Below are 26099 nucleotides of genomic sequence, written 5' to 3' on the forward strand. Positions count from 1 at the left end.
TTATGCCGGGTTAGGGATATCAATAAACGTCACATCCAACGCCGTGTTTTCGTTCAACCATTCGCTCAGGGCGCGAATACCGCCGCGTTCAGTGGCATGGTGCCCGGCGGCATAAAAATGCAGCCCCTGTTCGCGCGCGGAATGAATGGTCTGTTCAGACACCTCGCCGGTAATAAAAGCATCCACGCCGAAGCGGGCGGCGCTATCAATAAAACTTTGCCCGCCGCCGGTACACCAGGCGACACGCTGCACATTCTCTGGCCCGGTATCGCCGCACCATAGCGGTTTACGCCCCAGACGCGCTTCAATCCATGAGGCCAGTTCCAGCCCCGGCACCGGCATTGAGAGCTCTCCCCACGGCACCAGCGGCTCAATTTCTCCTTTCACGGTAATGCCCAATAGCGTCGCCAACTGCGCATTGTTGCCCAGCTCAGGGTGCGCATCCAGCGGCAGATGCCAACCGTAAAGGTTAATATCATTTGCCAGTAACGTTTTTAAGCGACGGCGTTTCATGCCGCGAATAACCGGAGACTCGCCTTTCCAGAAGTAACCATGATGAACAATGACCGCATCGGCCTGCAAACGCACCGCCTCATCGAGCAGCGCCTGACTTGCGGTCACGCCGGTAACGATTTTCTGTACCGTCTCTTTTCCTTCGACCTGTAAACCATTCGGCGCATAATCGCTTATTGCCGCACTGTTCAGCTTGTCGTTAATCAGTTGTTCCAGCTCGGTGTTTTTCATCATCGCTCCCTTTAACCCACGTTCTACTTTCCCGTTACGGGTTCAGCCTCCGTTAACATAGCCTCCCGTTAGCCGTTCGTCGATAAACATTTGTTTGACACATCAAGAAACAATCACCCCCGGGTTTGGCGCAAATTACTTAGCAAAACACGATCGATTTCATGTATATTTATGCAATCAGAACGCATATTGCAGAAAAAATCAGTTCTGTATCATGTTGGTAACTTTAAGGAAACACGGCGATGCGGCAGGCTTAATAAGCCCACAAAGAAAGGCATTATCTGAGATGCCCGCTTTCTTGCCGCAGTGCCTCTATCCCGGAAATACGATGAATAAACAAGCATCTCAACCCCGCGCTATTTACTACGTTGTCGCCCTGCAAATTTGGGAGTACTTCAGCTTTTATGGTATGCGCGCCCTACTGATTCTTTATCTCACCAATCAGCTAAAATACGACGATAACCACGCCTATGAGTTATTCAGCGCTTATTGTTCGCTGGTCTACGTAACGCCGATTCTTGGCGGCTATCTGGCGGATAAGGTGCTTGGCAACCGAATGGCAGTCATGCTGGGCGCATTTTTAATGGCTATAGGTCATTTAGTGCTGGGCGCCAGTGAGATCGCGCCGACATTCCTTTATCTGTCGCTGGCGATCATTGTCTGCGGCTACGGCCTGTTTAAATCGAATATTAGCTGCCTGCTGGGCGAACTGTACCAGCCGGAAGATCCGCGCCGCGACGGCGGGTTCTCGCTGCTTTACGCAGCGGGTAATATTGGTTCGATCGTGGCGCCTATCGCCTGCGGCTATGTGCAAGAGGAGTACAGTTGGGCGATGGGCTTTGCGCTCGCTGCCATTGGTATGCTTGCGGGGTTAGTGATCTTCCTGTGTGGAAATCGTCATTTCACCCACACCACCGGCGTGAATAAAGCCGTGTTGTGCGCCAGAAACTACCTGCTGCCGAACTGGGGCTGGCTGTTAATTTTGCTGGTAGCGGCGCCGTTGCTGATTACCGTTCTGTTCTGGAAAGAATGGTCAGTCTATGCCTTAATTGTGGCGACCGCGATCGGCCTGGTCGTGCTGGCAAAAATTTATCGTCAGGCGCAAACGGCCAAACAGCGCAAAGAACTGGGGCTGATTGTCACCCTGACCCTGTTCAGTATGCTGTTCTGGGCGTTTGCCCAGCAGGGCGGCAGTTCTATCAGCCTGTATATCGACCGCTTTGTGAACCGCGATATTCTGGGCTATTCCGTTCCTACCGCCATGTTCCAGTCGGTGAACGCCTTTGCCGTGATGCTGTGTGGGGTCGTCCTGGCCTGGCTGGTTAAAGAGAGCGTAAGCGGTAATCGCACCGTGCGTATCTGGGGCAAATTCGCGCTGGGTCTCGGTCTGATGAGCGCCGGATTCTGTATTCTGACCCTGAGCGCACGCTGGTCCGCCGCTTACGGACACTCTTCAATGCCGCTAATGGTGCTGGGACTGGCGGTGATGGGCTTTGCCGAGCTGTTTATCGACCCGGTCGCCATGTCGCAAATTACGCGCATTGATATCCCCGGCGTCACCGGCGTATTAACCGGAATTTATATGCTGCTGTCCGGCGCGATAGCTAACTATCTGGCAGGCGTCATCGCTGACCAGACCTCGCAAAGCGCCTTCGACGCCAGCGGCGCGGTTAATTACGCCATCAACGCCTATGTGGATGTTTTTGAACAGATCACCTGGGGCGCGTTAGCCTGCGTAGGGGTTGTCCTGCTGATTTGGCTGTATCAGTCCTTCAAATTCAAAAGCCGCGCGCTGGCCGTCGAATCCTGATAGCAGAAGGCCCGGTAGTTTGCGCTACCGGGCCTGTATCACGCCCCTTTTCTCGCCGCCTCATAGGCGGAAAGCGTCGCGATTCTCGCCTGTTTGTGCTCCACAATAGGCCGAGGATAATCAAGCACGACTCCCGCTTTTTCCGCCCACCGCCACGGCTCGTGAATCGCTTTTCCAGGGATATCGCGTAATGCCGGTAGCCACTGGCGGATAAATTCGCCGTCGCGATCGAACCTCTCTCCCTGAGTCGTGGGATTAAAAATACGAAAATAAGGCGCGGCATCAGTACCGGTTGAAGCGGCCCACTGCCAGCCGCCATTATTGGCGGCAAGATCGCCGTCAATAAGCTGCGACATGAAATAGCGCTCCCCCAACCGCCAGTCAATCAGCAGATCTTTTACCAGAAAGCTGGCGGTAATCATGCGTAAACGGTTATGCATCCAGCCCGTCGCGTTAAGCTGGCGCATCGCCGCATCGACAATGGGATAACCGGTTTCGCCTTTCTGCCATGCCTGAAAATAGTGTGAGTTCTCCTGCCACGCGACGCGTTTTGTCCAGCGGATAAACGGCTGGTGTTTGCATAATGCCGGATACCAGGTCATTAAATGACGGTAAAATTCCCGCCAGATGAGTTCATTCAACCAGACGCTTCCCGGTCCGCCGTCCAGCGCCTGCGGCTGCTCCGCCAGTAATCGGTGCAGGCACTGTCGCGGCGACAGGCCACCCGTCGCCAGGCTGGCGGAAAGCCGACTGGTGCCGTCGACCGCAGGGAAATCCCGCCGTGACTCATACCCGTCTGCGCCCTGCGCGCAAAACTGACGTAGCTGCGCGATGACCGCGTTTTCTTCCACCGGGAAAAGCGCGGCGTCAAACGCCTGTTGCGGGTAGTTAAGCGAGACTGGCGTTAAGGGTGTAGAAAGCGCGCCGCTCACCCGGATCTTCGGGGCCGGAACGCATGGCGGAATATCCTCTTTTAGCCGTTTCAACCAGGCGTTTTTAAACGGCGTAAAAACTTTATACATTTCATGATTGCCGGTCATCACCGCGCCGGGCGCCAGAATCACGCTATCGTCAAAGCCTTCGCAGATGACAGAGGGCAGCGTTTTTTCCACCGCCGCATCACGCTGACGCTCGTTAAACTCATACTGATAGTTATAAAACAGATGGCTGACGTCATGCTGTCGGCAAACGTTTTTGACCGTTTTAATACTGGCGTTAAAATCCGCCACTTCATGAAACAGCAGCGGAATGCCTTTCTCTGCAAGGGCCGTCTGTAGCGCATTGAGCTGCGCGCTGATGAATGCCGCCTGCCGCGGCGCCATATCATGGGCCTGCCACTGCGCGGGGGTGGAAATATAAAGCGCCAGCACCCGCGCGGATGCATCGCGGCAGGCGGCGGCCAGCGCAAGGTTATCCTGTAAACGCAGATCGCGCCTGAACCAGACTAAATGGGTGGGCATACAACTCCTGAAAGATGAAACGTCACGGCGAATAGCGTTAAACAGTGTAGACCCTGGCGCATAAAAAAACCGCCAGCGTGGCGGCTGACGGTTTTTTCAGGCTGGTCGCGATTAATAAAAGTCGCAGGTGGCTTTTTCAGCCTGCGCCATCCATACCGGTTTATCACTGGTTTTCGACCAGACACGGTGCAGATAACTATAAAAACGCGCGCGGTCTTTCCAGAAGAGCATCACCGGCAGCGCCAGCACGCCTGCGATCACCGCGAAAGCACGACGGACAAAAATGACATGCGCCGGATAGTCTTTATAGTGTTCCATACGTTTCCCCCCTTTATACCGACGCTACCCGCCCCGGTATAGATTGAATCGGTGAATAGCACCGAAAAATTGAACCTCGTTACCTGATTAAAATAGTACCGCTTTCGGTGTAATTTTACTACTCATCCGACCACTTATTTTCACGCTTTTCCAGCAGATTTACATTCAAAGCGTAAATTAGTTACAAAAAGGTTAAATTAATACTAACCATTAGTTAAATAATGGTCTTTGCCATTTTTATACTTTTTTTACACTCCGCCCGCCAATTTTTGCGAAATCTTTGCAGCCAAAAAATTACCTTGCTCAGGAGTAAAACAATGCCACTGGAGGTGCTCTGTGAGTGCAGGCGTGATAACCGGCATCGTGCTGGTTTTCTTACTTTTAGGTTATCTGGTCTATGCCCTAATTAATGCGGAGGCGTTCTGATGGCCGCGCAAGGATTTTTACTGATCGCCAGTTTTTTACTGATTTTATTGGTACTGGCGAAACCGTTGGGTTCGGGCCTGGCAAGGCTCATCGCCGCCGTTCCGTTGCCGGGCGTGGCTGGCGTTGAGCGTATCCTCTGGCGGACTCTTGGCATTACCGACCACGAAATGAACTGGCGTCAGTATTTACTGGCGCTACTGACGCTCAATCTGCTGGGACTGGGCATCCTGTTTTGCCTGCTATTCTGGCAGGAGTGGCTGCCCTTAAATCCGCAGCGGCTACCGGGGCTGTCCTGGGATCTGGCGCTGAATACCGCCGTCAGCTTTGTCACCAATACCAACTGGCAAGCCTACAGCGGCGAAAGCACGCTGAGCTACTTTAGCCAGATGGCCGGGCTGACGGTGCAAAATTTCCTGTCGGCGGCGACCGGGATTGCGGTGGTTTTTGCGCTTATCCGCGCCTTTACGCGCCAGAATGTGCACACGCTGGGTAATGCCTGGCAGGATCTGGTACGCATTACGCTATGGATATTATTTCCTGTCGCGTTAATTATCGCGCTGTTTTTTATCCAACAAGGCGTACCGCAAAACCTGTCGGCTTATCAGCCCATCACCACCCTTGAAGGCGCTAAACAACTCTTGCCGATGGGGCCGGTTGCTTCGCAGGAGGCGATCAAAATGCTTGGCACTAACGGCGGCGGTTTCTTTAACGCCAACTCTTCGCATCCGTTCGAAAACCCCACCGCGCTCACTAATCTGGCGCAGATGCTGGCGATATTTTTGATTCCAGCCGCGCTCTGTTTCGCCTTTGGCGAAGCGGCGGGCGATCGCCGTCAGGGACGCGCGCTACTGTGGGCAATGTCATTCATTTTTGTGGTCTGCGTAGCGGTAGTGATGTGGGCGGAAGTTCAGGGAAATCCACATCTGTTGGCGGCAGGCGCGGACAGTAGCGTCAACATGGAGGGTAAAGAAACACGCTTTGGCGTGCTGGCCAGCAGCCTGTTTGCCGTCGTCACGACTGCGGCGTCCTGCGGGGCGGTAAATGCCATGCACGACTCGTTTACCGCTCTGGGCGGTATGGTGCCGATGTGGCTGATGCAAATTGGCGAAGTGGTCTTTGGCGGCGTCGGTTCAGGCCTGTACGGCATGTTGCTGTTTGTCCTGCTGGCGGTGTTTATCGCGGGGCTGATGATCGGTCGCACGCCGGAGTATCTGGGGAAAAAAATCGACGTGCGCGAAATGAAAATGACCGCGCTGGCGATTCTGGTCACGCCGATGCTGGTCTTGTTGGGTTCGGCGCTGGCGATGATGACGGATGCCGGACGCAGCGCAATGCTGAACCCTGGCCCGCACGGTTTTAGCGAAGTGCTATATGCCGTCTCCTCTGCCGCCAACAACAACGGTAGCGCCTTTGCGGGTCTGAGCGCTAACTCGCCTTTCTGGAACTGTTTGCTGGCGTTCTGCATGTTCGTCGGACGTTTCGGCGTGATTATTCCTGTCATGGCCATCGCCGGATCGCTGGTCAGTAAAAAAGTACAGCCGGCCAGTCAGGGAACGCTGGCGACCCACGGCGCGCTATTTATTGGACTGCTCATCGGCACGGTACTGCTGGTCGGCGCGCTGACGTTTATTCCTGCCCTGGCGCTTGGCCCGGTAGCGGAACATTTCTCTTTACCTTGAGCGATGTGGAGTACATTGATATGAGTCGCAAGCAACTGGCGCTGTTTGAACCTGTTTTACTCGTACAGGCGCTAACGGATGCCGTAAAAAAATTAAGCCCACGCGCCCAGTGGCGTAACCCGGTGATGTTTGTGGTCTGGGCCGGCAGCGTGCTAACCACTCTGTTAACGCTCGCTATGGTAACAGGACAAATAGCGGGAAGCGCCTTGTTTACAGGGATTATCAGCCTGTGGTTATGGTTCACCGTACTGTTCGCCAATTTTGCCGAAGCGCTGGCGGAAGGCCGCAGCAAAGCCCAGGCAAACAGTCTGAAAGGAGTGAAAAAGACCGCGTTCGCTCGCCGCCTGCGCGCCCCTCGCCATGATGCGCAGGCCGATAACGTGCCCGCCGCTGAACTGCGGAAAGGCGACATTGTCCTGGTCAAAGCGGGCGATATTATTCCCTGCGACGGCGAGGTCATCGAAGGCGGCGCCTCGGTGGATGAAAGTGCGATTACCGGCGAATCCGCGCCCGTGATCCGTGAGTCCGGCGGCGATTTCGCCTCTGTCACCGGCGGCACGCGAATTCTTTCCGACTGGCTGGTGATTGCCTGTAGCGTCAATCCTGGCGAAACCTTTCTTGACCGGATGATCGCGATGGTGGAAGGCGCGCAGCGGCGGAAAACGCCTAACGAGATTGCCCTGACGATTTTGCTCATCGCCCTGACCATTGTCTTTTTACTGGCGACCGCCACCCTGTGGCCCTTCTCCGCCTGGGGCGGTAACGCGGTCAGCGTCACCGTGTTGGTAGCGTTGCTGGTGTGCCTGATCCCCACCACCATCGGCGGGCTACTCTCCGCCATTGGCGTAGCCGGAATGAGCCGAATGTTGGGCGCGAACGTCATCGCCACCAGCGGCCGCGCCGTAGAAGCCGCGGGCGATGTCGACGTGTTACTGTTGGATAAAACCGGCACTATCACGCTCGGCAACCGCCAGGCGTCCGATTTTATACCCGCCCGAGGGGTGGACGAACGCACGCTGGCTGACGCCGCGCAGCTCGCTTCGCTGGCCGACGAAACGCCGGAAGGCCGCAGCATTGTGATCCTCGCCAAACAGCGCTTTAACCTGCGTGAACGCGATGTGCAGTCGCTTCATGCCACCTTTGTTCCGTTTACCGCGCAAAGCCGCATGAGCGGGATTAATATCGATAACCGGATGATCCGTAAAGGCTCGGTGGACGCGATTCGGCGTCATGTCGAGAGCAATGGCGGCCATTTTCCCGCCGATGTCGAGCAAAACGTCGAGAACGTGGCGCGTCTGGGCGCGACGCCGCTGGTGGTCGTGGAAGGCGCGCGCGTACTGGGTGTTATCACCCTCAAGGATATCGTTAAAGGCGGCATTAAAGAACGTTTCGCCCAGCTACGAAAGATGGGTATTAAAACGGTGATGATCACTGGCGATAACCGCCTGACGGCGGCAGCGATTGCCGCCGAAGCCGGTGTGGACGATTTTCTTGCCGAAGCCACGCCGGAAGCCAAGCTGGCGTTGATCCGTCAATATCAGGCGGAAGGACGGCTGGTCGCCATGACCGGCGACGGCACTAACGATGCCCCGGCGCTGGCGCAGGCTGACGTCGCGGTGGCGATGAACTCCGGCACCCAGGCGGCGAAAGAAGCCGGTAATATGGTGGATCTGGACTCTAACCCGACCAAGTTGATTGAAGTGGTGCATATCGGTAAGCAGATGCTGATGACGCGCGGCTCGCTCACCACCTTCAGTATCGCGAATGATGTAGCGAAATATTTCGCCATTATTCCCGCCGCGTTTGCCGCTACCTATCCGCAGCTAAACGCGCTCAACGTGATGGGGCTGCATTCGCCGAACTCCGCCATTCTGAGCGCGGTGATCTTTAACGCCCTGATTATCATTTTTCTGATCCCGCTGGCATTAAAAGGTGTGAGTTATAAGCCGCTTTCCGCATCGGCCATGCTGCGCCGTAATTTATGGAACTATGGTCTGGGTGGTCTGGTGGTGCCGTTTATTGGCATCAAAGTGATTGATGTGCTGCTGACCCTGCTGGGTCTGGCATGAGGTGTATGATGATCGGTTTACGTCCTGCTTTTTCGACAATGTTATTTCTGCTGTTATTGACCGGCGGCGTGTATCCGCTTCTGACCACGGCGTTGGGGCAGTGGTGGTTTCCCTGGCAGGCTAATGGCTCGCTGATTCATAAAGACAATGTGATACGCGGCTCAGCGCTTATCGGACAATCGTTTACCGCCGCGGGTTATTTTCATGGCCGGCCCTCCGCCACCGCCGATACGCCTTATAATCCACTGGCGTCGGGCGGAAGCAACCTGGCCGCCAGCAATCCCGAACTGGATGCGCAAATACAGGCCCGTGTCGCCGCGCTACGCGCCGCTAACCCCCAGGCGAGTTCCGCGGTTCCGGTTGAGCTGGCGACGGCGTCGGCAAGCGGGCTGGATAATAATCTGACGCCCGGCGCCGCGGCATGGCAAATCCCCCGCGTGGCGGCGGCTCGCCAGCTTCCCGTTGAACAGGTCGCGCAACTGGTTGCAGAATATACGCACAGGCCGCTGGCGCGCTTTCTTGGGCAACCGGTGGTGAATATTGTTGAGCTTAATCTGGCGCTGGATGCGCTACAGGGACACAGAGCGAAATGAACGACGAACCCTTGCGTCCTGATCCGGATCGCTTGTTGGAACAAACGCCCCCGCCCCACCGGGGGAAGTTGAAAATTTTCTTCGGCGCCTGCGCAGGCGTCGGAAAAACCTGGGCGATGCTGGCGCAAGCGCAGCGGCTGCGAGCGCAGGGGCTGGATGTGGTGATCGGCGTTGTAGAGACGCACGGCCGTGAAGAGACCGCCGCACTACTTGACGGGCTGACCATTCTGCCGCCAAGACGTCACTCGCACCGGGGGCGGCAAATTCGCGAATTTGACCTGGATGCCGCCCTCGCCCGGCGTCCGGCGCTGATTTTAATGGATGAGCTGGCGCACAGTAACGCGCCTGGCTCACGCCATCCTAAGCGCTGGCAGGATATTGAAGAGCTGCTGGAAGCGGGAATCGACGTTTTCACCACCGTGAACGTACAACATCTGGAAAGTCTGAACGATGTGGTGAGCGGCGTCACGGGGATTCAGGTGCGCGAAACCGTCCCCGATCCCTTTTTTGATGCCGCTGATGAAGTCGTACTGGTCGATCTGCCGCCCGACGATCTGCGCCAACGGCTCAACGAAGGTAAAGTGTATATCGCCGGTCAGGCGGAACGCGCTATTGAACATTTTTTCCGCAAGGGCAATCTGATCGCCCTCCGCGAGCTGGCGCTACGCCGGACAGCCGATCGCGTGGACGATCAGATGCGCGCCTGGCGCGCGCATCCGGGCGAAGAAAAAGTATGGCATACCCGCGATGCGATTTTACTGTGTATCGGGCATAACACCGGCAGCGAAAAACTGGTGCGTACCGCGGCGCGTCTGGCCTCCCGGCTCGGCAGCGTCTGGCACGCCGTCTATGTCGAAACGCCAACGTTACACCGCTTACCGGAAAAACAACGGCGGGCTATTTTAAGCGCGCTGCGCCTGGCGCAGGAGCTTGGCGCGGAAACCGCCACCCTGTCCGATCCCGCCGAAGAGAAAGCGGTCGTGCGCTATGCCCGCGAGCATAATCTGGGGAAAATCGTCATGGGCCGTCCGGCGTCGCGACGCTGGTGGCGACGTGACGCTTTCGCCGACCGTCTTGCCAGGCGCGCGCCGGATCTCGATCAGGTGATCGTCGCGCTGGAAGAGCCGCCAGCCCGCGCGTTGGCGCAAACGCCTGATAACCGGCCTTTTAAAGAGAAATGGCGTGGGCAGATTCAGGGCTGTCTGGTCGCCGTGGCGCTTTGCGCCATCACCACGCTTATCGCTATGCAGTGGCTTGTCACCTTTGACGCCGCCAATCTGGTAATGCTCTATTTGCTGGGTGTAGTAGTGATTGCACTGCTTTACGGACGCTGGCCGTCGGTGGTGGCGACGGTGATTAACGTGGCGAGTTTCGATCTCTTTTTTATCGCGCCACGCGGTACGCTCGCCGTTTCGGACGTGCAATATTTGCTGACCTTTGCCGTGATGCTGACGGTTGGTCTGGTAATTGGCAATCTTACTGCCGGGGTGCGCTATCAGGCGCGCGTCGCCCGTTATCGGGAACAGCGTACCCGCCATTTATATGAAATGTCTAAAGCGCTGGCCGTCGGGCGTAGCGAACATGATATCGCCGCGACCAGCGAGCGGTTTATCGCCTCGACGTTCCAGGCGCGCAGCCAAATTTTATTACCTGATGCTAACGGTAAGTTGCTGCCTCTCACCCACCAGCAAGGCATGACGCCGTGGGACGACGCAATTGCGCGCTGGAGTTTTGATAAAGGCCAGCCTGCCGGCGCAGGCACCGATACCCTCCCTGGCGTGCCTTATCAAATCCTGCCGCTGAAAAGCGCCGATAAAACGTACGGTCTGGCTATCGTCGAACCGGGTAATTTGCGTCAGTTAATGGTGCCGGAGCAGCAACGTCTGCTGGAAACATTCACTCTGCTTGTCGCCAACGCTCTGGAACGACTGACGCTGACCGCCAGCGAAGAACAGGCGCGTCTCGCCAGCGAGCGCGAAAGTATTCGCAACGCTCTGCTGGCGGCGCTGTCGCATGATTTACGCACGCCGCTGACGGTATTGTTCGGCCAGGCGGAAATTTTGACGCTGGATTTAGCCAGCGCAGGATCGCCCCACGCGCGTCAGGCCAGTGAAATCCGCCAGCATATTCTCAACACCACCCGGCTGGTGAATAATTTGCTGGATATGGCGCGTATTGAGTCCGGCGGGTTTAATCTTAAAAAAGAGTGGCTGACGCTGGAAGAGGTCGTCGGTAGCGCGTTACAGATGTTAGAGCCGGGTTTATTGCATCCGATTACATTGTCGCTGCCGCAACAGTTAACGCTTATCCATGTCGATGGCCCCTTATTTGAGCGTGTCCTGATCAACTTGCTGGAAAACGCCGTTAAGTACGCCGGACCGCAGGCCAGTATCGGCATTGATGCTGCGGTTAAGGACGATCGTTTACAACTGGATGTCTGGGATAACGGGCCGGGTATTCCTGCGGGGCAAGAACAGAAGATTTTCGATAAGTTCGCCCGCGGCAACAAAGAGTCCGCCGTCCCCGGCGTGGGGCTGGGGCTGGCGATTTGCCATGCTATCGTAGAGGTACACGGCGGCACGCTTACCGCCTATAATCGACCGCAGGGCGGCGCCTGTTTCCGTGTGACGCTGCCGCAAGGAAAGCCACCTGAACTTGATGATTTTCATGAGGATATGTGACAAACGTTCTGATTGTTGAAGATGAACAGGCCATCCGCCGCTTTCTGCGCGCCGCGCTGGAAGGCGACGGCCTGCGCGTGTATGAAGCTGAAACATTACAACGTGGTTTACTGGAAGCCGCCACGCGAAAGCCCGATCTGATTATTCTCGATCTCGGCCTGCCAGACGGCGACGGAATCGATTTTATTCGCGACCTGCGTCAGTGGAGCGCAATACCGGTGATTGTCCTTTCCGCCCGCAGCGAAGAAAGCGATAAGATTGCCGCGCTTGACGCCGGAGCTGATGATTACCTGAGCAAGCCATTCGGCATTGGCGAGTTGCAGGCGCGTTTGCGTGTCGCGCTGCGACGGCACGCCGCCAGCCCTTGCGCCGATCCGATCGTCCGCTTTTCCGGCGTGACGGTCGATCTCGCCGCACGGTTAATCCACCGTGGCGACGAAGAAATCCATCTGACACCGATTGAGTTCCGCCTGCTGGCGGTATTACTCAATAATGCCGGCAAGGTATTAACCCAACGGCAGTTATTAAACCAGGTCTGGGGCCCTAACGCCGTGGAGCATAGCCACTATTTGCGCATCTATATGGGACATTTACGCCAGAAACTGGAACAAGATCCCACCCGCCCACGCCATTTTATTACCGAAACCGGAATTGGCTATCGCTTTATGCCGTGAATAGCTATTCATTATTTTTAAATAACTTCTAATTTTTATGTCATTTATTTTCGGCGTCGCGAATAATTATTTTCGCGGCGATATTATATTTTATGGAGAATATAAAAAACATATAATTAACATTTAAGAAACAATCCGTTATTTCACAGCACGATATGCATAATCGCCGACTAATTATTTTTCAAATGATCGTTTTTTGTTGATCTGGTTCACAGATTGCTGGCGCTTCCTGGATAAAATATCCATGCTTTCAATAAATCAATGAAAGGACCTCAAAATGGAAAATAATAATCGTTTTATGCCCCATATAAGGCGGACAACGCATATTATGATGTTTGCCCACCGTAATAGTTTCGACTTTCATTTCTTTAATGCCCGGTAGTTTTTCTGCTACGGGTACTTCAGCATACAGGTCTTTCCGACCCTTATGTCATTCAGGTCTATTGCCTAAATAACTCGAATTGTTAAAAGCGACAGTACGGTAATTCCTTTACGCCCAGCCAGCTAACTATGTGGTTTGACAGAAGAAATTCCGACTCAGCGCAATTTTAGTTATCGCGGTTTCTGCCTGTATATCGTAGTACTCAACTCCTTAAATCCTGAATTTCCTGCAACCGGACGGGTTGGGATTTATTACATCTAAAATAAAGCTAATTTACTGATTTTTTTATCAGCGGGATAGCTTTGATTTTTTCCGGAAGAATCAGTTTCTCATGCGAGAAATTGAGGGCCTGCTATTACCTGAAATAAAGAGATGAAAAATGTCAGAATTAAAAATTGCCGTTAGCCGTCATTGCCCGGATTGTTTTTCTACACACCGTAATATTGTAAATGTTGATGAGAGTCGTTTCATCGACGTGGCTGCCATCGTGTTATCCATCGACGACATTGAACACGGAAAACTCGATGAAATCGACGCAACGGGTTACGGTATTCCCGTGTTTGTCGCGACTCATGACGAAGGGCGCGTACCGCCTGAGTATTTGCCGCGTATCTCTGGTGTATTCGAATATAATGAATCCCGTACTGCCTTCTATGGTCGCCAGTTGGAAACCGCGGCAAGCCACTACGAAACGCAGTTACGTCCGCCGTTTTTCCGCGCGCTGGTGGATTATGTCAACCAGGGCAACAGCGCATTTGACTGCCCGGGGCATCAGGGCGGCGAATTCTTCCGCCGTCATCCTGCCGGTAATCAGTTTGTGGAATACTTTGGCGAAACGCTCTTCCGCTCCGACCTATGCAACGCGGACGTGGCGATGGGCGATCTGCTGATTCACGAAGGCGCGCCTTGCATTGCGCAGCAACATGCGGCGAAAGTCTTTAACGCCGATAAGACCTACTTTGTGCTGAACGGGACCTCCTCCTCTAACAAAGTCGTACTCAACGCGCTGTTAACGCCGGGCGATCTGGTTCTGTTTGACCGTAACAACCACAAATCTAACCACCACGGCGCATTATTGCAGGCGGGCGCAACGCCAGTTTATCTGGAAACCGCGCGTAACCCGTATGGTTTTATCGGCGGGATCGACGCTCACTGCTTCGAAGAAGATTACCTGCGCGAGCTGATTAGCGAAGTCGCGCCGCAGCGCGCCCGCGAAGCACGTCCATTCCGTCTGGCCGTCATCCAGTTAGGCACCTACGACGGTACCATTTATAACGCCCGTCAGGTCGTCGATAAAATTGGTCATCTGTGCGACTACATCCTGTTTGACTCCGCCTGGGTCGGCTATGAACAATTTATTCCGATGATGGCCGATTGTTCGCCGCTGCTGCTGGAACTGAACGAAAACGATCCGGGTATTCTGGTGACGCAGTCCGTTCATAAACAACAAGCCGGTTTCTCCCAGACCTCGCAGATCCATAAAAAAGATAGCCATATCAAAGGGCAATCGCGCTACGTTCCGCATAAGCGCATGAACAACGCCTTTATGATGCACGCCTCCACCAGCCCGTTCTATCCGCTGTTCGCCGCGCTGGACGTTAACGCCAAAATGCACGAAGGCGTCAGCGGTCGCAATATGTGGATGGATTGCGTGGTTAACGGCATCGATGCTCGTAAATTGATCCTCGAAAACTGTCATCACATCCGTCCGTTCGTACCGGAACTGATTGATGGTAAGCCGTGGCAGTCATACCCGACATCAGAGATCGCCAGCGATCTACGCTTCTTCCACTTCGTTCCGGGAGAACACTGGCATGCGTTTGAAGGCTATGCCGAACATCAGTACTTTGTCGACCCTTGCAAACTGCTGCTCACCACACCGGGCATTAATGCAGCAAGCGGCGAATATGAAGACTTTGGCGTTCCTGCCACGATCCTCGCCAACTTCCTGCGCGAGAACGGCGTTGTGCCGGAAAAATGCGACCTCAACTCCATTCTGTTCCTGCTGACGCCGGCAGAAGACATGGCGAAGTTACAACAGCTTGTCGCCCTGCTGGCTCGTTTCGAAAAACTGCTGGAAGCTGATGCGCCGTTAGCGGAAGTATTACCGTCCATCTACAAACAGCATGAAGCGCGTTATGCCGGCTATACCCTGCGTCAGCTTTGCCAGGAGATGCACGATCTCTATGCGCGGCACAACGTGAAACAGCTGCAAAAAGAGATGTTCCGTAAATCGCATTTCCCGAAAGTCAGTATGAATCCGCAAGAGGCCAACTATGCCTATCTGCGCGGCGAGGTCGAACTGGTTCGCCTGCCGGAAGCGGAAGGTCGTATCGCGGCTGAAGGCGCTCTGCCTTACCCGCCGGGAGTGCTGTGTGTAGTTCCGGGTGAAATCTGGGGCGGTTCTGTCCTGCGTTACTTCAGCGCCCTGGAAGAAGGGATCAACCTGCTGCCGGGCTTTGCGCCTGAACTGCAGGGCGTTTATATCGAAGAACACGACGGCCGTAAGCAGGTCTGGTGCTACGTCATTAAACCTCGTGACGCGCAGCGCTCCCTGCTGAAGGAGGAAAAATTATGAGTAAACCTAAATCCAATAAAATGGGTGTCGTGCAGCTCACAATTCTGACTATGGTCAACATGATGGGCTCCGGGATCATCATGCTACCGACCAAACTGTCTGAAGTCGGCACGATATCCATTATCTCCTGGCTGGTCACCGCCGTCGGCTCGATGGCGCTGGCCTGGGCGTTTGCGAAATGCGGTATGTTTAGCCGTAAATCCGGCGGCATGGGCGGTTACGCCGAATATGCCTTCGGTAAATCCGGCAACTTTATGGCGAACTATACCTACGGCGTCTCGCTGCTGATCGCCAACGTGGCTATCGCCATCTCTGCTGTCGGCTATGGCACCGAACTGTTCGGCGCCGCGCTGACGCCGCTCCAGATCGGCCTGGCGACTATCGCCGTATTGTGGGTTTGTACTATCGCAAACTTTGGCGGCGCGCGTATTACCGGACAGATCAGTAGCGTTACCGTTTGGGGCGTCATCATTCCGGTTGTCGGCCTGTGCATCATTGGCTGGTTCTGGTTTAGCCCCAGCATGTACGTAGCGTCATGGAACCCGCACCATGTTCCGTTCTTTAGCGCGGTCGGTTCTTCCATCGCCATGACGTTGTGGGCATTTCTTGGACTGGAATCCGCCTGCGCCAACGCAGACGTGGTCGAGAATCCGGAAAAGAACGTCCCCATTGCGGTACTGGGCGGTACGCTGGGCGCGGCGGTCATCTATATCGTTTCGACTAACGTGATTGCCGGGATTGTGCCGAACATGGATCTGGCGAACTCCACGGCGCCGTTTGGTCTGGCGTTTGCACAGATGTTCACGCCTGCGGTAGGTAAAGTGATCATGGCGCTGATGGTAATGTCCTGCTGCGGCTCGCTGCTGGGCTGGCAGTTCACTATCGCTCAGGTCTTTAAATCCTCCGCTGACGAAGGCTATTTCCCGAAAGTCTTCTCTCGTGTAACGAAAGTCGACGCGCCGGTTCAGGGGATGTTGATTATTGTGATTATTCAGACTGGCCTGTCGCTGATGACCATTAGCCCGTCGCTGAATAGTCAGTTTAACGTCCTGGTTAACCTGGCGGTGGTGACGAACATTATTCCGTATATTCTGTCGATGGCCGCGCTGGTTATCATTCAGAAAATGGCGAATGTGCCGTCATCAAAAGCGAAAGTCGCTAACTTCGTAGCCTTCGTTGGCGCCATGTATAGCTTCTACGCGCTATATTCCTCCGGTGAAGAAGCCATGCTGTACGGCTCAATTGTGACCTTCCTCGGCTGGACGTTATACGGCCTGGTCTCACCGCGTTTTGAATTGAAAAATAAACACGGCTGATGGCGCGCCCGGGCTGCGGTAACGGTAGTCCGGGCATTTTCACTCTTTGAATAAGATAATAGAAATGAGTAATCCAGAACGGGAAGTCACTGATATAGCAGAAATACTGGCTATTCTCAGTAAACACGAAGTGTGTCGGATAGGGTTTAATGACAATCTCTGTCCGTATGTTGTCCCCGTAAATTTTGGCTACGAGTATCAGAACGGACGCTGGATATTTTATTTTCACGGCGCACGCACCGGGAAAAAGATGCGTCTGTTACGTAAGAACCCGGCAGTATGCATTGAAATGGACGGCGACCATGCATTACTACGTGCCGATGACCCCTGTGATTATAGCTACGCCTACACCAGCGTTTTCGCCACCGGACTGGCATCGATATTGCAAACACGCGATGAGATGCGCTACGGCCTGGACGTCATTATGCGCCAGACCGATCCGGGAAAAACCTTCAATTATCGGGAAGATATGATGAAAGCGGTTTGCGTGGTGCGTATCGAATGCGACGCCCTCACCTGCCGCCGACATCTGGCGACTCAGAGCGAATAAGTCAGATATCACAAGCGCCTTATCCGGCCTGGAGGCGATTTACAGGCCTGATAAGCGCAACGCCGTTAATATAAAAAAGGAGCCTTACGGCTCCTTTTTCTTCCATATCGCCCATCAGGCGTTTTTCAATACTTCGCTAACGATTTCAACGGCTTCTTTCTCAATCTGCTTGCGATGCTCTTCCCCCAGGAAGCTTTCGCAATAGATCTTGTAAGCGTCTTCCGTACCGGATGGACGCGCGGCGAACCAGCCGTTATCGGTCATTACCTTCAGGCCGCCAATCGATGCGCCATTACCCGGCGCTGCGGTAAGACGCGCGGTGATCGGGTCGCCTGCCAGCGTGCTGGCGCTGACCATTTCCGGAGACAGTTTAGACAATGCCGCTTTCTGCGCGGAGGTCGCGCTCGCCTGCAGACGGTTATAGCTCGGGGCGCCAAAACGCGCTGCCAGTTCATTGTAATGCTCTTGCGGGTTTTTCCCGGTAACGGCGGTGATTTCCGCCGCCAGCAGGCACATGATGATACCGTCTTTATCGGTAGACCACGGCGTACCGTCGAAACGCAGGAACGAAGCGCCCGCGCTCTCTTCCCCGCCGAAACCAAAGCTGCCGTCGAACAAACCGTCAACAAACCATTTGAAGCCTACCGGCACTTCCACCAGCTTGCGTCCCAAGTCATTCACCACGCGGTCAATCATCGCGGAAGAGACCAGCGTTTTACCGACAGCCACGTCTTTGCCCCACAGCGGACGATGCTGGAACAGATAGTTAATGGCGACCGCCAGATAATGGTTCGGGTTCATCAGCCCTGCAGGCGTCACGATGCCATGACGGTCGTAGTCCGGGTCGTTGGCGAAGGCCAGGTCAAACTTGTCACGCAGCGCCAGCAAACCCGCCATCGCGCATTCGGAGGAGCAATCCATACGGATCGCGCCATCTTTATCAAGGTGCATAAAGCGGAAGGTTTGATCAACCTGATCGTTAACTAACGTCAGGTTAAGTTTGTAATGCTCAGCGATACGTTTCCAGTATTCAATACCGGAGCCGCCCAGCGGATCGACACCCAGCGTCAGACCGGCTTTCTGAATCGCCGCCATATCAACGATATCCGCCAGCCCTTCGACAAACGGCTGTACCAGATCTACCGCTTTAACGTGGCCCGAGGCCATAGCCGCATCCAGAGAGATGCGCTTAACGCCTTGCAGGCCATCCGCCAGCAGCGCATTGGCGCGATCTTCTACCACTTTAGTGACGTTGGTGTCCGCCGGGCCGCCATTGGGCGGATTATATTTAATACCGCCATCTTCCGGCGGGTTGTGCGACGGCGTAATGACAATACCATCAGCCAGCGGGCCGCCTTTTTTGTTATGGACCAGGATAGCATTTGACACGGCAGGCGTTGGCGTAAAGCCATTATTTTCCTGCACGATAACGTCTACGCCGTTTGCCGCCAGCACTTCCAGCACGGAAATGAAGGCCGGTTCCGAGAGCGCATGGGTGTCTTTCCCCACATAGCAGGGGCCGGTAATGCCATTTTTCGCCCGCTCTTCAGCAATCGCCTGGGCGATCGCCAGAATATGCGGTTCGTTGAAACTGTGACGACCTGCGCTACCGCGATGGCCGGAAGTGCCAAATTTCACGGCATGTTCTGCATTCCCTGCCTCCGGTTTCAGTACATAATACTGCGCCGTCAGTTGGGCGACGTTAATCAAATCACTCTGTTGCGCGGGTTGTCCTGCGCGGTTGTGGATTGCCATTGCCTGGTCCTTCTAATGCAAGGATTAAATTGTTCCGCAAACCTTTTCAATCAATTCCGCCGGGAATTGCATTGACTGCATGATGTGTTCGATCATGCTGCATTTACGGCCGGTGTTGGTGTTGGTGATCACCCAGTACGGCGTGCCGGGAACGTGCTTAGGTTTAGTTTGATTCCCATTTTTCAGCAGCGTTTGTTCATCCGCCGCAAAATAGACGCGCGTGCGGCCATGCAACGACTCCGTCGCCTCCGCAAACGCGTGGTGATCCAGTGAATAGAGTGTAGTCAGAATCAGCATAAAGCGGTTGACCGCTTTTTTCTGCTCGGCATATTCGTCAGACAACAACAGCTCACGCATCGCGCGAACTTTGTCTTTTACCGGGTTAACCGGTTTCGCTTCGGCAACGGGTTGCGCCGCAGGCGTCCCCTTCACCGCTGAAGCCGTTGGCTGTGTCGTGGCGGAAAACTTCAACATACGCCGTAAAATGTCGGATGCGCTCTCGCCGATATGCTTGGTGTGGCTGGCAATATAGCTATAGAGTTCATCATCAACTTCAATCGTTTTCATCTTAATCCAGTGCGATGTCTTTGCTGAATACAAGTCATTGGGATTATAGGAACAAATCCCAACAGCGGATAGCGTTAAGCCCGGCTGACAAAAAAACTCGGAGTAAACCTTAGAGGTTGCAGCCCAGTGGCAGAATGGTCAACATAATACCCTAACCCGACAGAGCGAAAAAAAGAACTTTGCCATGAAATTAAACATCCGAGCGCAATCTGCACAAAACCTGCACAATAATTCCCCCATCGTTCTCGTTCATGGCCTGTTTGGCAGCCTGGACAACCTCGGCGTACTGGCGCGCGATCTGGTGACCGATCACGACATTATTCAGGTCGATATGCGCAATCATGGTTTATCGCCGCGCGATCCGGTCATGGATTATCCGGCAATGGCCCAGGATCTTCTGGATACGCTTGACGCGCAGCAGATTGAAAAAGCGACGTTTATTGGTCATTCCATGGGCGGAAAAGCGGTAATGGCGCTGACGGCGCTGGCGCCCGATCGCATCGATCGTCTGGTCGCGATTGATATCGCCCCCGTGGATTATCACGTTCGCCGCCACGATCGCATTTTCGCGGCCATTAATGCCGTCAGCGAATCCGACGCGACATCCCGCCAACAGGCGGCAGGGATTATGCGCCAACACCTCAACGAAGAAGGCGTGATCCAGTTTCTGTTAAAATCCTGGGCTGAAGGCGAATGGCGTTTTAATGTTCCGGTATTATGGGAGCAGTATCCGCATATCGTCGGCTGGGAAACCATTCCGCCCTGGGAACATCCGGCGCTGTTTATTCCAGGCGGTAACTCGCCGTACGTGACCGAAGCGTACCGCGACGCGCTGCTGGCGCAATTCCCTCTGGCGCGCGCGCATGTGATCGCCGGCGCGGGCCACTGGGTACATGCCGAAAAACCAGAGGCGGTTCTGCGCGCCATCCGCCGTTATCTGCACGATAAACGCTAACTGATTAAAAACTCATCGCCTGTGCGCGATTACGCGCGCGGGCGTTGGCGTCGCTTCCTCGCTGATGTATGATGGCGCGCTATCCATCCGGGCATAAGCCTGGCTGATTGTTTCCCCCGAAGTCACCAAAATCATGGCCAAAGAACAAACGGACCGTACGACATTAGATCTGTTCGCGCACGAGCGTCGCCCGGGACGACCTAAAACGAATCCGCTTTCGCGCGATGAACAGTTACGCATCAACAAGCGCAACCAGTTAAAACGCGACAAAGTTCGTGGCCTCAAGCGTGTCGAATTAAAACTCAACGCACAAGCGGTTGACGCGCTGAATGAGCTGGCCGAAGCGCGCAACATTAGCCGCAGCGAGCTCATTGAAGAAATATTAATGAAGCAGCTTATGGCGCTGCGCGGCCAGGGTTTAGTCTGAAAATAAGTTTTGTTTCATATTTCGTGTAGCAGAGCGTGCAGTCCCGCGTGATTGCTGTTTCCGCATATCTGCCTGTTCTGCTATGATTGCCCTTATCCGTGGGCAATTCGCCACCACCATTTCAATAAGTTTCAAGAGGTTATTTTACTCATGGCAATCACTGGCATCTTTTTCGGCAGCGACACCGGTAATACCGAAAATATCGCAAAAATGATTCAAAAACAGCTTGGTAAAGACGTTGCCGATGTGCATGACATTGCAAAAAGCAGTAAAGAAGACCTGGAAGGGTATGACATTCTGCTGCTGGGCATCCCAACCTGGTACTATGGCGAAGCGCAATGTGACTGGGATGACTTCTTCCCGACTCTCGAAGAGATTGACTTTAACGGTAAGCTGGTGGCGCTGTTTGGCTGTGGCGATCAGGAAGACTACGCGGAATACTTCTGTGATGCGCTGGGCACGATTCGCGACATTATTGAGCCGCGCGGCGCCACAATTGTGGGTCACTGGCCAACCGCAGGCTATCATTTTGAAGCCTCTAAAGGTCTGGCTGACGACGATCATTTTGTCGGTCTGGCGATTGACGAAGACCGTCAGCCTGAACTGACCGCCGAGCGTGTTGAAAAATGGGTTAAGCAAGTTTCGGCTGAATTGCACCTCGACGACATCCTCAACGCCTAATCTTATGCGGCGCAGCGTTATATCTGCGCCGCATCAATAGACAAGACCAATCAAAATAATTGCTACAAATTTGTAACTTTCGCACCCATCCCTGTACAATGTCCGGGTGTAATCAGGTGGCGCCAGAATTTGCAGGCAAAACCACAGTTTTATTAATATCTGCGAGAGACTTGCGGTTTTCATTTCGGCATGGCAGTCCTATAATGATACGCATTATCTTGAGTGCAATTTCTGTCACTTCTCTAATGAAGTGAATCGTTTAGCAACAGGACAGATTCCGCATGACTGACAACAATACCGCATTAAAGAAGGCTGGCCTGAAAGTAACGCTTCCTCGTTTAAAAATTCTGGAAGTTCTTCAGGAACCAGATAACCATCACGTCAGTGCGGAAGATTTATACAAACGCCTGATCGACATGGGTGAAGAAATCGGTCTGGCAACCGTATACCGTGTGCTGAACCAGTTTGACGATGCCGGTATCGTGACCCGCCATAATTTTGAAGGCGGTAAATCCGTTTTTGAACTGACGCAACAGCATCATCACGACCATCTTATCTGCCTTGACTGCGGAAAAGTGATTGAATTTAGTGATGACTCTATTGAAGCGCGCCAGCGTGAAATTGCGGCGAAACACGGTATTCGTTTAACTAATCACAGCCTCTATCTTTACGGCCACTGCGCTGAAGGCGACTGCCGCGAAGACGAGCACGCGCACGATGACGCGACTAAATAAGTGTAAATCTTTCGAAGAGCCAACCGCCCGGTTGGCTTTTTTATATCCTCCTCTTTCCTGCCGCTTGATGTTGATTTAATGTAAAAAACGCTATCGCATCTCAGGAGAGCAGGAATGGAGCTTCGCCAGTTACGCTATTTCGTGCGTATTATTGAAACCGGCAGTATGGGCAGCGCCGCACAGGATCTTGATATTGGCGTTTCAGCCTTAAGTCAACAGATGTCCCGTCTGGAAAACGAGCTTGCCATCCGTCTGCTGCAGCGCACTTCGCGCGGCGTAACGCCAACCAACGCCGGGCTGGCCTTTTATTCGCAGGCGCAACTCGCCCTGCGTCATGCCGACGACGCGATTCTCGCCGCCAGAGAAGCGCGCCTTTCCGGTCATGTGAGCGTAGGAATGGCCCCCAGTACCGCCTCCATACTGGGTATACCGTTTATCCATGCCATGCAGGAAAACTATGCCGATGTCCGACTGCATGTGGTGGAAAGCTTGTCCGGTAATCTGGAAAGAATGATCAATACCCGCCAGATTGATTTAGCCGTTGTCTTTCAAAAAGATAAAATCCTGCGCTGGAGCGCCAGACCGATCCTTGAAGAACAGCTTTTTCTGATTGGCTCCCATGCCCTGCTGGCGGCGCTTCCTGATAACCCGATCACACCTGAACAACTGGCAGGCATTCCGCTCATTATGCCAAGCCAGGGACATGGGCTGCGCGGCAGGCTGGACGCTGTCTGCCAGGAACATGCGCTTAACGTTGAGATCGTCGCGGAAATTGACGGTCTGGCGTTGTTGATGCGCGCCGTGCGCGACGGTCTTGGCGCCACGTTGCAGCCCGGCGCGGCGATTTCTCATCTGGATAACGACGCGCTACGCGTGATCGGCGTCCATAATCCGGTACTCAGCCGCCCCAATTTTTTAGTCAGCCTGTCGGATGATGAACTGACGCCCGCCGGCCTTGCCGCCAGAGTAGTCCTTACCAAAGTTATGCGTCAGTTAGTCGACGCCGGTGAATGGCCAGGCGCAACCCTTTACGCTTACTAAACCCCTGTTTAGCGCTACCTGATAGCGCGCCGCTTATTTATCCGTATACATTTCAATTACAAATTTAACAAATAGTTAAATGGTACGGGAGTATAAGATGGTTGATGTACTGGTGATAGGCGGAGGCAATGCCGCATTATGCGCCGCCCTGACCGCACGGGAAGCGGGCGCATCGGTTCTGCTGCTGGAGGCTGCCCCGCGAGAATGGCGCGGCGGAAATTCTCAGCACACACGAAACCTGCGCTGTATGCATGATGCGCCGCAGGATGTGCTGGTAGAAAGCTATCCTGAAGAGGAATTCTGGCAGGATCTGTGGCGAGTCACCGACGGCAACACCAACGAGGCGCTGGCGCGGCTGGTCATTCGCACCTCTTCGCAATGCCGCGACTGGATGCGCAAACATGGCGTTAACTTTCAACCGCCGCTATCTGGGGCGCTCCACGTTGCGCGCACCAATGCGTTTTTTATGGGCGGAGGGAAAGCGCTCGTCAATGCCTATTACCGTAGCGCCGAACGGCTGGGCGTACAGATTCGCTATAACACGCCGGTTCACGCGCTTGAACTTCATGACGGCGAATTCGTGGCAGCGCTGGCAGGTAGCGAACGTATTACCGCCAAAGCCTGCGTATTAGCGGCTGGCGGTTTCGAATCAAACCGTGAATGGCTGCGGGAGGCCTGGGGAGAAAACGCCCGCGGCGAATGGCCCGCGGATAATTTCCTGATTCGCGGCACGCGTTTTAACCAGGGCGTATTACTCAAATTTATGATGGATGCCGGCGCGGATATCATTGGCGATCCGTCCCAGTCGCACTGCGTAGCGATTGATGCCAGGGCGCCGCTGTACGACGGCGGTATTTGTACTCGCGTGGATTGCGTATCGCTGGGTATTGTCGTGAATCGCGACGCCGAACGTTTTTATGATGAAGGCGAAGATTTCTGGCCGAAACGTTACGCCATTTGGGGGCGGCTGGTGGCTCAACAGCCAGGACAAATTGGCTATTCGATTATTGACAGTAAAGCCATCGGCCACTTTATGCCGCCGGTTTTTCCTGGCGCGCAGGCCAATACGCTGGCTGAACTGGCCTGCCAGTTGGGGCTGGACGCGGAAAAATTTACCCATACCGTCACGCAGTATAACCAGGCCTGCCAACCCGGTCATTTTGATCATACCTTGCTTGATGACTGCGCCACCAAAAACCTGACGCCGGCTAAAACCCACTGGGCGCGCCCGCTTGATGCGCCGCCCTACTACGGTTATGCGCTGCGACCCGGCATCACGTTTACCTACCTGGGTCTGAAAGTCAATGAACGTGCCGCGGTGCATTTTGCCGGTCATCCAAGCCGCAACCTGTTTGTTGCCGGCGAGATGATGGCAGGAAATGTACTGGGCAAGGGGTATACCGCAGGCGTAGGCATGTCTATCGGCACAACCTTTGGCCGCATTGCGGGGATAGAAGCCGCCCGCGCGGCGCACAAGGAGGCGCAGCATGAAACAGCTTGAAAAATTAATCATTGAGGCCACCGTGCTTACCGAACCGGAAGCCGAGGTCGAACGCGTTATGCAAGTGTGTAACGCGTGTCGCTACTGCGAAGGTTTTTGCGCGGTATTTCCGGCGATGACCCAGCGGCTCGAATTCGGTAAAGCCGATATTCATTATCTGGCGAATTTATGTCATAACTGCGGCGCCTGCCTGCACGCGTGCCAGTACGCGCCGCCCCATGAATTTGCCATTAACGTGCCGAAAGCGATGGCGCAAGCCCGCCTGGAGACGTATCAACAGTATGCCCAGCCCGCCGCTTTTGGCGCGTTATACCGCCGGGCGGGGATCACCGTCGCGCTGGCGCTGATAGTCGGTCTGACGCTCTTTTTATTACTGGCGATGGCGCTGAAAGGGTCGCTGATTCATCCGCCGCTGGCCGGTGACTTCTATCAAATTTTTCCGCATAGCCTGCTGGCATGGATGTTTGGCTCAGTTTTTGTGCTGGCAATCGGTTTGCTTATGGCGGGCGTAATCCGCTTCTGGCGTGAGATCTCGCCGGGCGTACCGCGTTCGGCGGAGATTGCGGAAGCGTCGCACAATGCGTTAACGCTGAAATATCTCGACGGCGGTCACGGCAAAGGCTGTAACGAAGCGGACGATGCGTTCACGCTGCTGCGCCGTCGCTTTCATCACTTTACCTTCTACGGTTTTATGCTCTGTTTTGCCGCCACGGTCGTGGCGACGGGCTATCACTACGTCGCCGGTTGGGAAGCGCCCTACCCGTTCTTTAGCCTGCCGGTCATGCTCGGCACGCTGGGCGGTATCGGTCTGCTTATCGGCCCGGCCGGGCTACTGTGGCTCAATCTGCGGCGGTCGCCGTTACATGGCGATGCGCGCCAGAAACCCATGGATCGCGGCTTTATTCTGCTGCTGTTCTTAACCAGTCTTACCGGGCTGGCGCTGCTGGCAGGCAGAGACACCAGCGGAATGGGCATACTGCTGGCGCTCCATTTAGGCGTGGTGATGGCGCTCTTTCTCACCCTTCCCTACGGAAAATTCGCCCACGGATTTTTCCGCTGCGCGGCCTTACTCAAATGGGCAGTTGAGAAGCGACGCGGAAAACATGCGGGGGATACAGGCAACTGACCCGCAACATCTTACCCATAAAACAATAAAGA

Annotated in this window: 23 protein-coding genes and 1 pseudogene; 19 read left to right on the forward strand and 5 right to left on the reverse strand. The window is 54.5% G+C overall.

Annotation, left to right across the window (positions count from 1 at the left end; genetic code table 11):
- Complete coding sequence (gene ybgI, locus ACH0WD_RS17580; protein ID WP_000798849.1) at window positions 1-744, reverse strand: radiation resistance protein YbgI; 744 nt, start codon at window positions 742-744, stop codon at window positions 1-3.
- Window positions 745-1072: 328 nt separating this feature from the next.
- Here ybgI and ACH0WD_RS17585 point away from each other — a divergent pair, with 328 nt between their 5' ends.
- Window positions 1073-2554: an MFS transporter gene (locus ACH0WD_RS17585; protein ID WP_001041123.1), complete on the forward strand. Its 1482-nt coding sequence runs from the start codon at window positions 1073-1075 to the stop codon at window positions 2552-2554.
- A 38-nt stretch (window positions 2555-2592) separates the two neighbouring features.
- Here ACH0WD_RS17585 and phrB read toward each other — a convergent pair whose 3' ends face one another.
- Together phrB and ACH0WD_RS17595 are read right to left on the reverse strand one after the other, a co-directional pair.
- Window positions 2593-4014 carry a deoxyribodipyrimidine photo-lyase gene (gene phrB, locus ACH0WD_RS17590; RefSeq protein ID WP_001142030.1) on the reverse strand — a complete coding sequence of 474 codons (1422 nt, stop codon included), beginning with the start codon at window positions 4012-4014 and terminating at the stop codon, window positions 2593-2595.
- 111 nt (window positions 4015-4125) lie between these two features.
- The gene (locus ACH0WD_RS17595) at window positions 4126-4332 is read right to left on the reverse strand and encodes a YbfA family protein (protein ID WP_000401437.1); all 207 of its coding nucleotides are present in this window, start codon (window positions 4330-4332) and stop codon (window positions 4126-4128) included.
- A gap of 336 nt (window positions 4333-4668) precedes the next feature.
- Between ACH0WD_RS17595 and kdpF the strand changes: the two genes are divergently transcribed.
- The 10 genes from kdpF (at window position 4669) to ACH0WD_RS17645 (ending at window position 17280) form a co-directional block, all read left to right on the forward strand.
- Window positions 4669-4758, forward strand: a complete 90-nt coding sequence (gene kdpF, locus ACH0WD_RS17600) for a K(+)-transporting ATPase subunit F (RefSeq protein ID WP_001670793.1) — start codon at window positions 4669-4671, stop codon at window positions 4756-4758.
- Window positions 4758-6437, forward strand: coding sequence for a potassium-transporting ATPase subunit KdpA (kdpA, locus tag ACH0WD_RS17605; protein WP_000730078.1), 1680 nt, complete (start codon window positions 4758-4760; stop codon window positions 6435-6437). The genes kdpF and kdpA overlap by 1 nt, the downstream gene beginning before the upstream one ends.
- 20 nt (window positions 6438-6457) lie before the next feature.
- Window positions 6458-8506: a potassium-transporting ATPase subunit KdpB gene (gene kdpB, locus ACH0WD_RS17610; RefSeq protein ID WP_000088030.1), complete on the forward strand. Its 2049-nt coding sequence runs from the start codon at window positions 6458-6460 to the stop codon at window positions 8504-8506.
- 8 nt (window positions 8507-8514) lie between these two features.
- Window positions 8515-9099, forward strand: a complete 585-nt coding sequence (gene kdpC, locus ACH0WD_RS17615; protein WP_000579804.1) for a potassium-transporting ATPase subunit KdpC — start codon at window positions 8515-8517, stop codon at window positions 9097-9099.
- Window positions 9096-11780, forward strand: coding sequence for a two-component system sensor histidine kinase KdpD (gene kdpD, locus ACH0WD_RS17620; protein WP_000997475.1), 2685 nt, complete (start codon window positions 9096-9098; stop codon window positions 11778-11780). Before kdpC ends, kdpD begins: the two co-directional genes overlap by 4 nt.
- A complete protein-coding gene (gene kdpE / locus ACH0WD_RS17625) occupies window positions 11777-12454 on the forward strand; it encodes a two-component system response regulator KdpE (RefSeq protein WP_000186053.1) in 678 nt (225 codons plus the stop codon). The genes kdpD and kdpE overlap by 4 nt, the downstream gene beginning before the upstream one ends.
- A 277-nt stretch (window positions 12455-12731) precedes the next feature.
- Window positions 12732-12836 (forward strand): leader peptide SpeFL, encoded by a 105-nt coding sequence (gene speFL, locus ACH0WD_RS17630; RefSeq protein WP_015632840.1) that lies wholly within the window; start codon window positions 12732-12734, stop codon window positions 12834-12836.
- A 379-nt stretch (window positions 12837-13215) separates the two neighbouring features.
- On the forward strand, window positions 13216-15414 hold the full coding sequence (speF, locus tag ACH0WD_RS17635; RefSeq protein ID WP_001292402.1) for an ornithine decarboxylase SpeF: 2199 nt from the start codon (window positions 13216-13218) through the stop codon (window positions 15412-15414).
- Window positions 15411-16730, forward strand: coding sequence for a putrescine-ornithine antiporter (gene potE, locus ACH0WD_RS17640; RefSeq protein ID WP_000042658.1), 1320 nt, complete (start codon window positions 15411-15413; stop codon window positions 16728-16730). The genes speF and potE overlap by 4 nt, the downstream gene beginning before the upstream one ends.
- 64 nt (window positions 16731-16794) lie before the next feature.
- Window positions 16795-17280: a pyridoxamine 5'-phosphate oxidase family protein gene (locus ACH0WD_RS17645; RefSeq protein ID WP_000070051.1), complete on the forward strand. Its 486-nt coding sequence runs from the start codon at window positions 16795-16797 to the stop codon at window positions 17278-17280.
- A gap of 114 nt (window positions 17281-17394) precedes the next feature.
- Here the strand turns inward: ACH0WD_RS17645 and pgm are convergent, their stop codons facing one another.
- Together pgm and seqA are read right to left on the reverse strand one after the other, a co-directional pair.
- Window positions 17395-19035, reverse strand: a complete 1641-nt coding sequence (gene pgm, locus ACH0WD_RS17650; protein ID WP_000974375.1) for a phosphoglucomutase (alpha-D-glucose-1,6-bisphosphate-dependent) — start codon at window positions 19033-19035, stop codon at window positions 17395-17397.
- A 24-nt stretch (window positions 19036-19059) separates the two neighbouring features.
- A complete protein-coding gene (gene seqA / locus ACH0WD_RS17655; RefSeq protein ID WP_000848395.1) occupies window positions 19060-19602 on the reverse strand; it encodes a replication initiation negative regulator SeqA in 543 nt (180 codons plus the stop codon).
- A 184-nt stretch (window positions 19603-19786) separates the two neighbouring features.
- Here seqA and ybfF point away from each other — a divergent pair, with 184 nt between their 5' ends.
- The 8 genes and pseudogenes from ybfF (at window position 19787) to tcuB (ending at window position 26067) form a co-directional block, all read left to right on the forward strand.
- The gene (gene ybfF, locus ACH0WD_RS17660) at window positions 19787-20557 is read left to right on the forward strand and encodes an esterase (protein WP_000773245.1); all 771 of its coding nucleotides are present in this window, start codon (window positions 19787-19789) and stop codon (window positions 20555-20557) included.
- A 133-nt stretch (window positions 20558-20690) separates the two neighbouring features.
- A complete protein-coding gene (gene ybfE / locus ACH0WD_RS17665; RefSeq protein WP_001040939.1) occupies window positions 20691-20984 on the forward strand; it encodes a LexA regulated protein in 294 nt (97 codons plus the stop codon).
- Window positions 20985-21134: 150 nt separating this feature from the next.
- Window positions 21135-21665 carry a flavodoxin FldA gene (fldA, locus tag ACH0WD_RS17670; RefSeq protein WP_001018621.1) on the forward strand — a complete coding sequence of 177 codons (531 nt, stop codon included), beginning with the start codon at window positions 21135-21137 and terminating at the stop codon, window positions 21663-21665.
- A 203-nt stretch (window positions 21666-21868) separates the two neighbouring features.
- Window positions 21869-21954: pseudogene (locus tag ACH0WD_RS17675) on the forward strand (ryhB-regulated fur leader peptide).
- Window positions 21947-22399, forward strand: a complete 453-nt coding sequence (gene fur / locus ACH0WD_RS17680; protein ID WP_000131699.1) for a ferric iron uptake transcriptional regulator — start codon at window positions 21947-21949, stop codon at window positions 22397-22399. Before ACH0WD_RS17675 ends, fur begins: the two are co-directional and overlap by 8 nt.
- A 114-nt stretch (window positions 22400-22513) precedes the next feature.
- Window positions 22514-23440, forward strand: a complete 927-nt coding sequence (gene tcuR, locus ACH0WD_RS17685; protein WP_000423371.1) for a tricarballylate utilization LysR family transcriptional regulator TcuR — start codon at window positions 22514-22516, stop codon at window positions 23438-23440.
- Between the two features lie 97 nt (window positions 23441-23537).
- Complete coding sequence (gene tcuA, locus ACH0WD_RS17690) at window positions 23538-24941, forward strand: FAD-dependent tricarballylate dehydrogenase TcuA (protein ID WP_000228705.1); 1404 nt, start codon at window positions 23538-23540, stop codon at window positions 24939-24941.
- Window positions 24928-26067 carry a tricarballylate utilization protein TcuB gene (tcuB, locus tag ACH0WD_RS17695; RefSeq protein WP_000811134.1) on the forward strand — a complete coding sequence of 380 codons (1140 nt, stop codon included), beginning with the start codon at window positions 24928-24930 and terminating at the stop codon, window positions 26065-26067. The genes tcuA and tcuB overlap by 14 nt, the downstream gene beginning before the upstream one ends.
- Window positions 26068-26099: the final 32 nt, after the last annotated feature.

It is taken from the genome of Salmonella sp. 2020_1395 (assembly GCF_043848115.1).
In the GTDB taxonomy this organism is placed as follows: Bacteria; Pseudomonadota; Gammaproteobacteria; order Enterobacterales; family Enterobacteriaceae; genus Salmonella; species Salmonella enterica.

Excerpts from the sequence above, each read along its gene's own strand:
- ybgI (WP_000798849.1), bottom strand. The coding sequence starts at position 744 with ATGAAAAACACCGAGCTGGAACAACTGATTAACGACAAGCTGAACAGT.
- ACH0WD_RS17585 (WP_001041123.1), top strand. The coding sequence starts at position 1,073 with ATGAATAAACAAGCATCTCAACCCCGCGCTATTTACTACGTTGTCGCC.
- phrB (WP_001142030.1), bottom strand. The coding sequence starts at position 4,014 with ATGCCCACCCATTTAGTCTGGTTCAGGCGCGATCTGCGTTTACAGGAT.
- ACH0WD_RS17595 (WP_000401437.1), bottom strand. The coding sequence starts at position 4,332 with ATGGAACACTATAAAGACTATCCGGCGCATGTCATTTTTGTCCGTCGT.
- kdpA (WP_000730078.1), top strand. The coding sequence starts at position 4,758 with ATGGCCGCGCAAGGATTTTTACTGATCGCCAGTTTTTTACTGATTTTA.
- kdpB (WP_000088030.1), top strand. The coding sequence starts at position 6,458 with ATGAGTCGCAAGCAACTGGCGCTGTTTGAACCTGTTTTACTCGTACAG.
- kdpC (WP_000579804.1), top strand. The coding sequence starts at position 8,515 with ATGATCGGTTTACGTCCTGCTTTTTCGACAATGTTATTTCTGCTGTTA.
- kdpD (WP_000997475.1), top strand. The coding sequence starts at position 9,096 with ATGAACGACGAACCCTTGCGTCCTGATCCGGATCGCTTGTTGGAACAA.
- speFL (WP_015632840.1), top strand. The coding sequence starts at position 12,732 with ATGGAAAATAATAATCGTTTTATGCCCCATATAAGGCGGACAACGCAT.
- speF (WP_001292402.1), top strand. The coding sequence starts at position 13,216 with ATGTCAGAATTAAAAATTGCCGTTAGCCGTCATTGCCCGGATTGTTTT.
- potE (WP_000042658.1), top strand. The coding sequence starts at position 15,411 with ATGAGTAAACCTAAATCCAATAAAATGGGTGTCGTGCAGCTCACAATT.
- ACH0WD_RS17645 (WP_000070051.1), top strand. The coding sequence starts at position 16,795 with ATGAGTAATCCAGAACGGGAAGTCACTGATATAGCAGAAATACTGGCT.
- pgm (WP_000974375.1), bottom strand. The coding sequence starts at position 19,035 with ATGGCAATCCACAACCGCGCAGGACAACCCGCGCAACAGAGTGATTTG.
- seqA (WP_000848395.1), bottom strand. The coding sequence starts at position 19,602 with ATGAAAACGATTGAAGTTGATGATGAACTCTATAGCTATATTGCCAGC.
- ybfF (WP_000773245.1), top strand. The coding sequence starts at position 19,787 with ATGAAATTAAACATCCGAGCGCAATCTGCACAAAACCTGCACAATAAT.
- ybfE (WP_001040939.1), top strand. The coding sequence starts at position 20,691 with ATGGCCAAAGAACAAACGGACCGTACGACATTAGATCTGTTCGCGCAC.
- fldA (WP_001018621.1), top strand. The coding sequence starts at position 21,135 with ATGGCAATCACTGGCATCTTTTTCGGCAGCGACACCGGTAATACCGAA.
- fur (WP_000131699.1), top strand. The coding sequence starts at position 21,947 with ATGACTGACAACAATACCGCATTAAAGAAGGCTGGCCTGAAAGTAACG.
- tcuR (WP_000423371.1), top strand. The coding sequence starts at position 22,514 with ATGGAGCTTCGCCAGTTACGCTATTTCGTGCGTATTATTGAAACCGGC.
- tcuA (WP_000228705.1), top strand. The coding sequence starts at position 23,538 with ATGGTTGATGTACTGGTGATAGGCGGAGGCAATGCCGCATTATGCGCC.
- tcuB (WP_000811134.1), top strand. The coding sequence starts at position 24,928 with ATGAAACAGCTTGAAAAATTAATCATTGAGGCCACCGTGCTTACCGAA.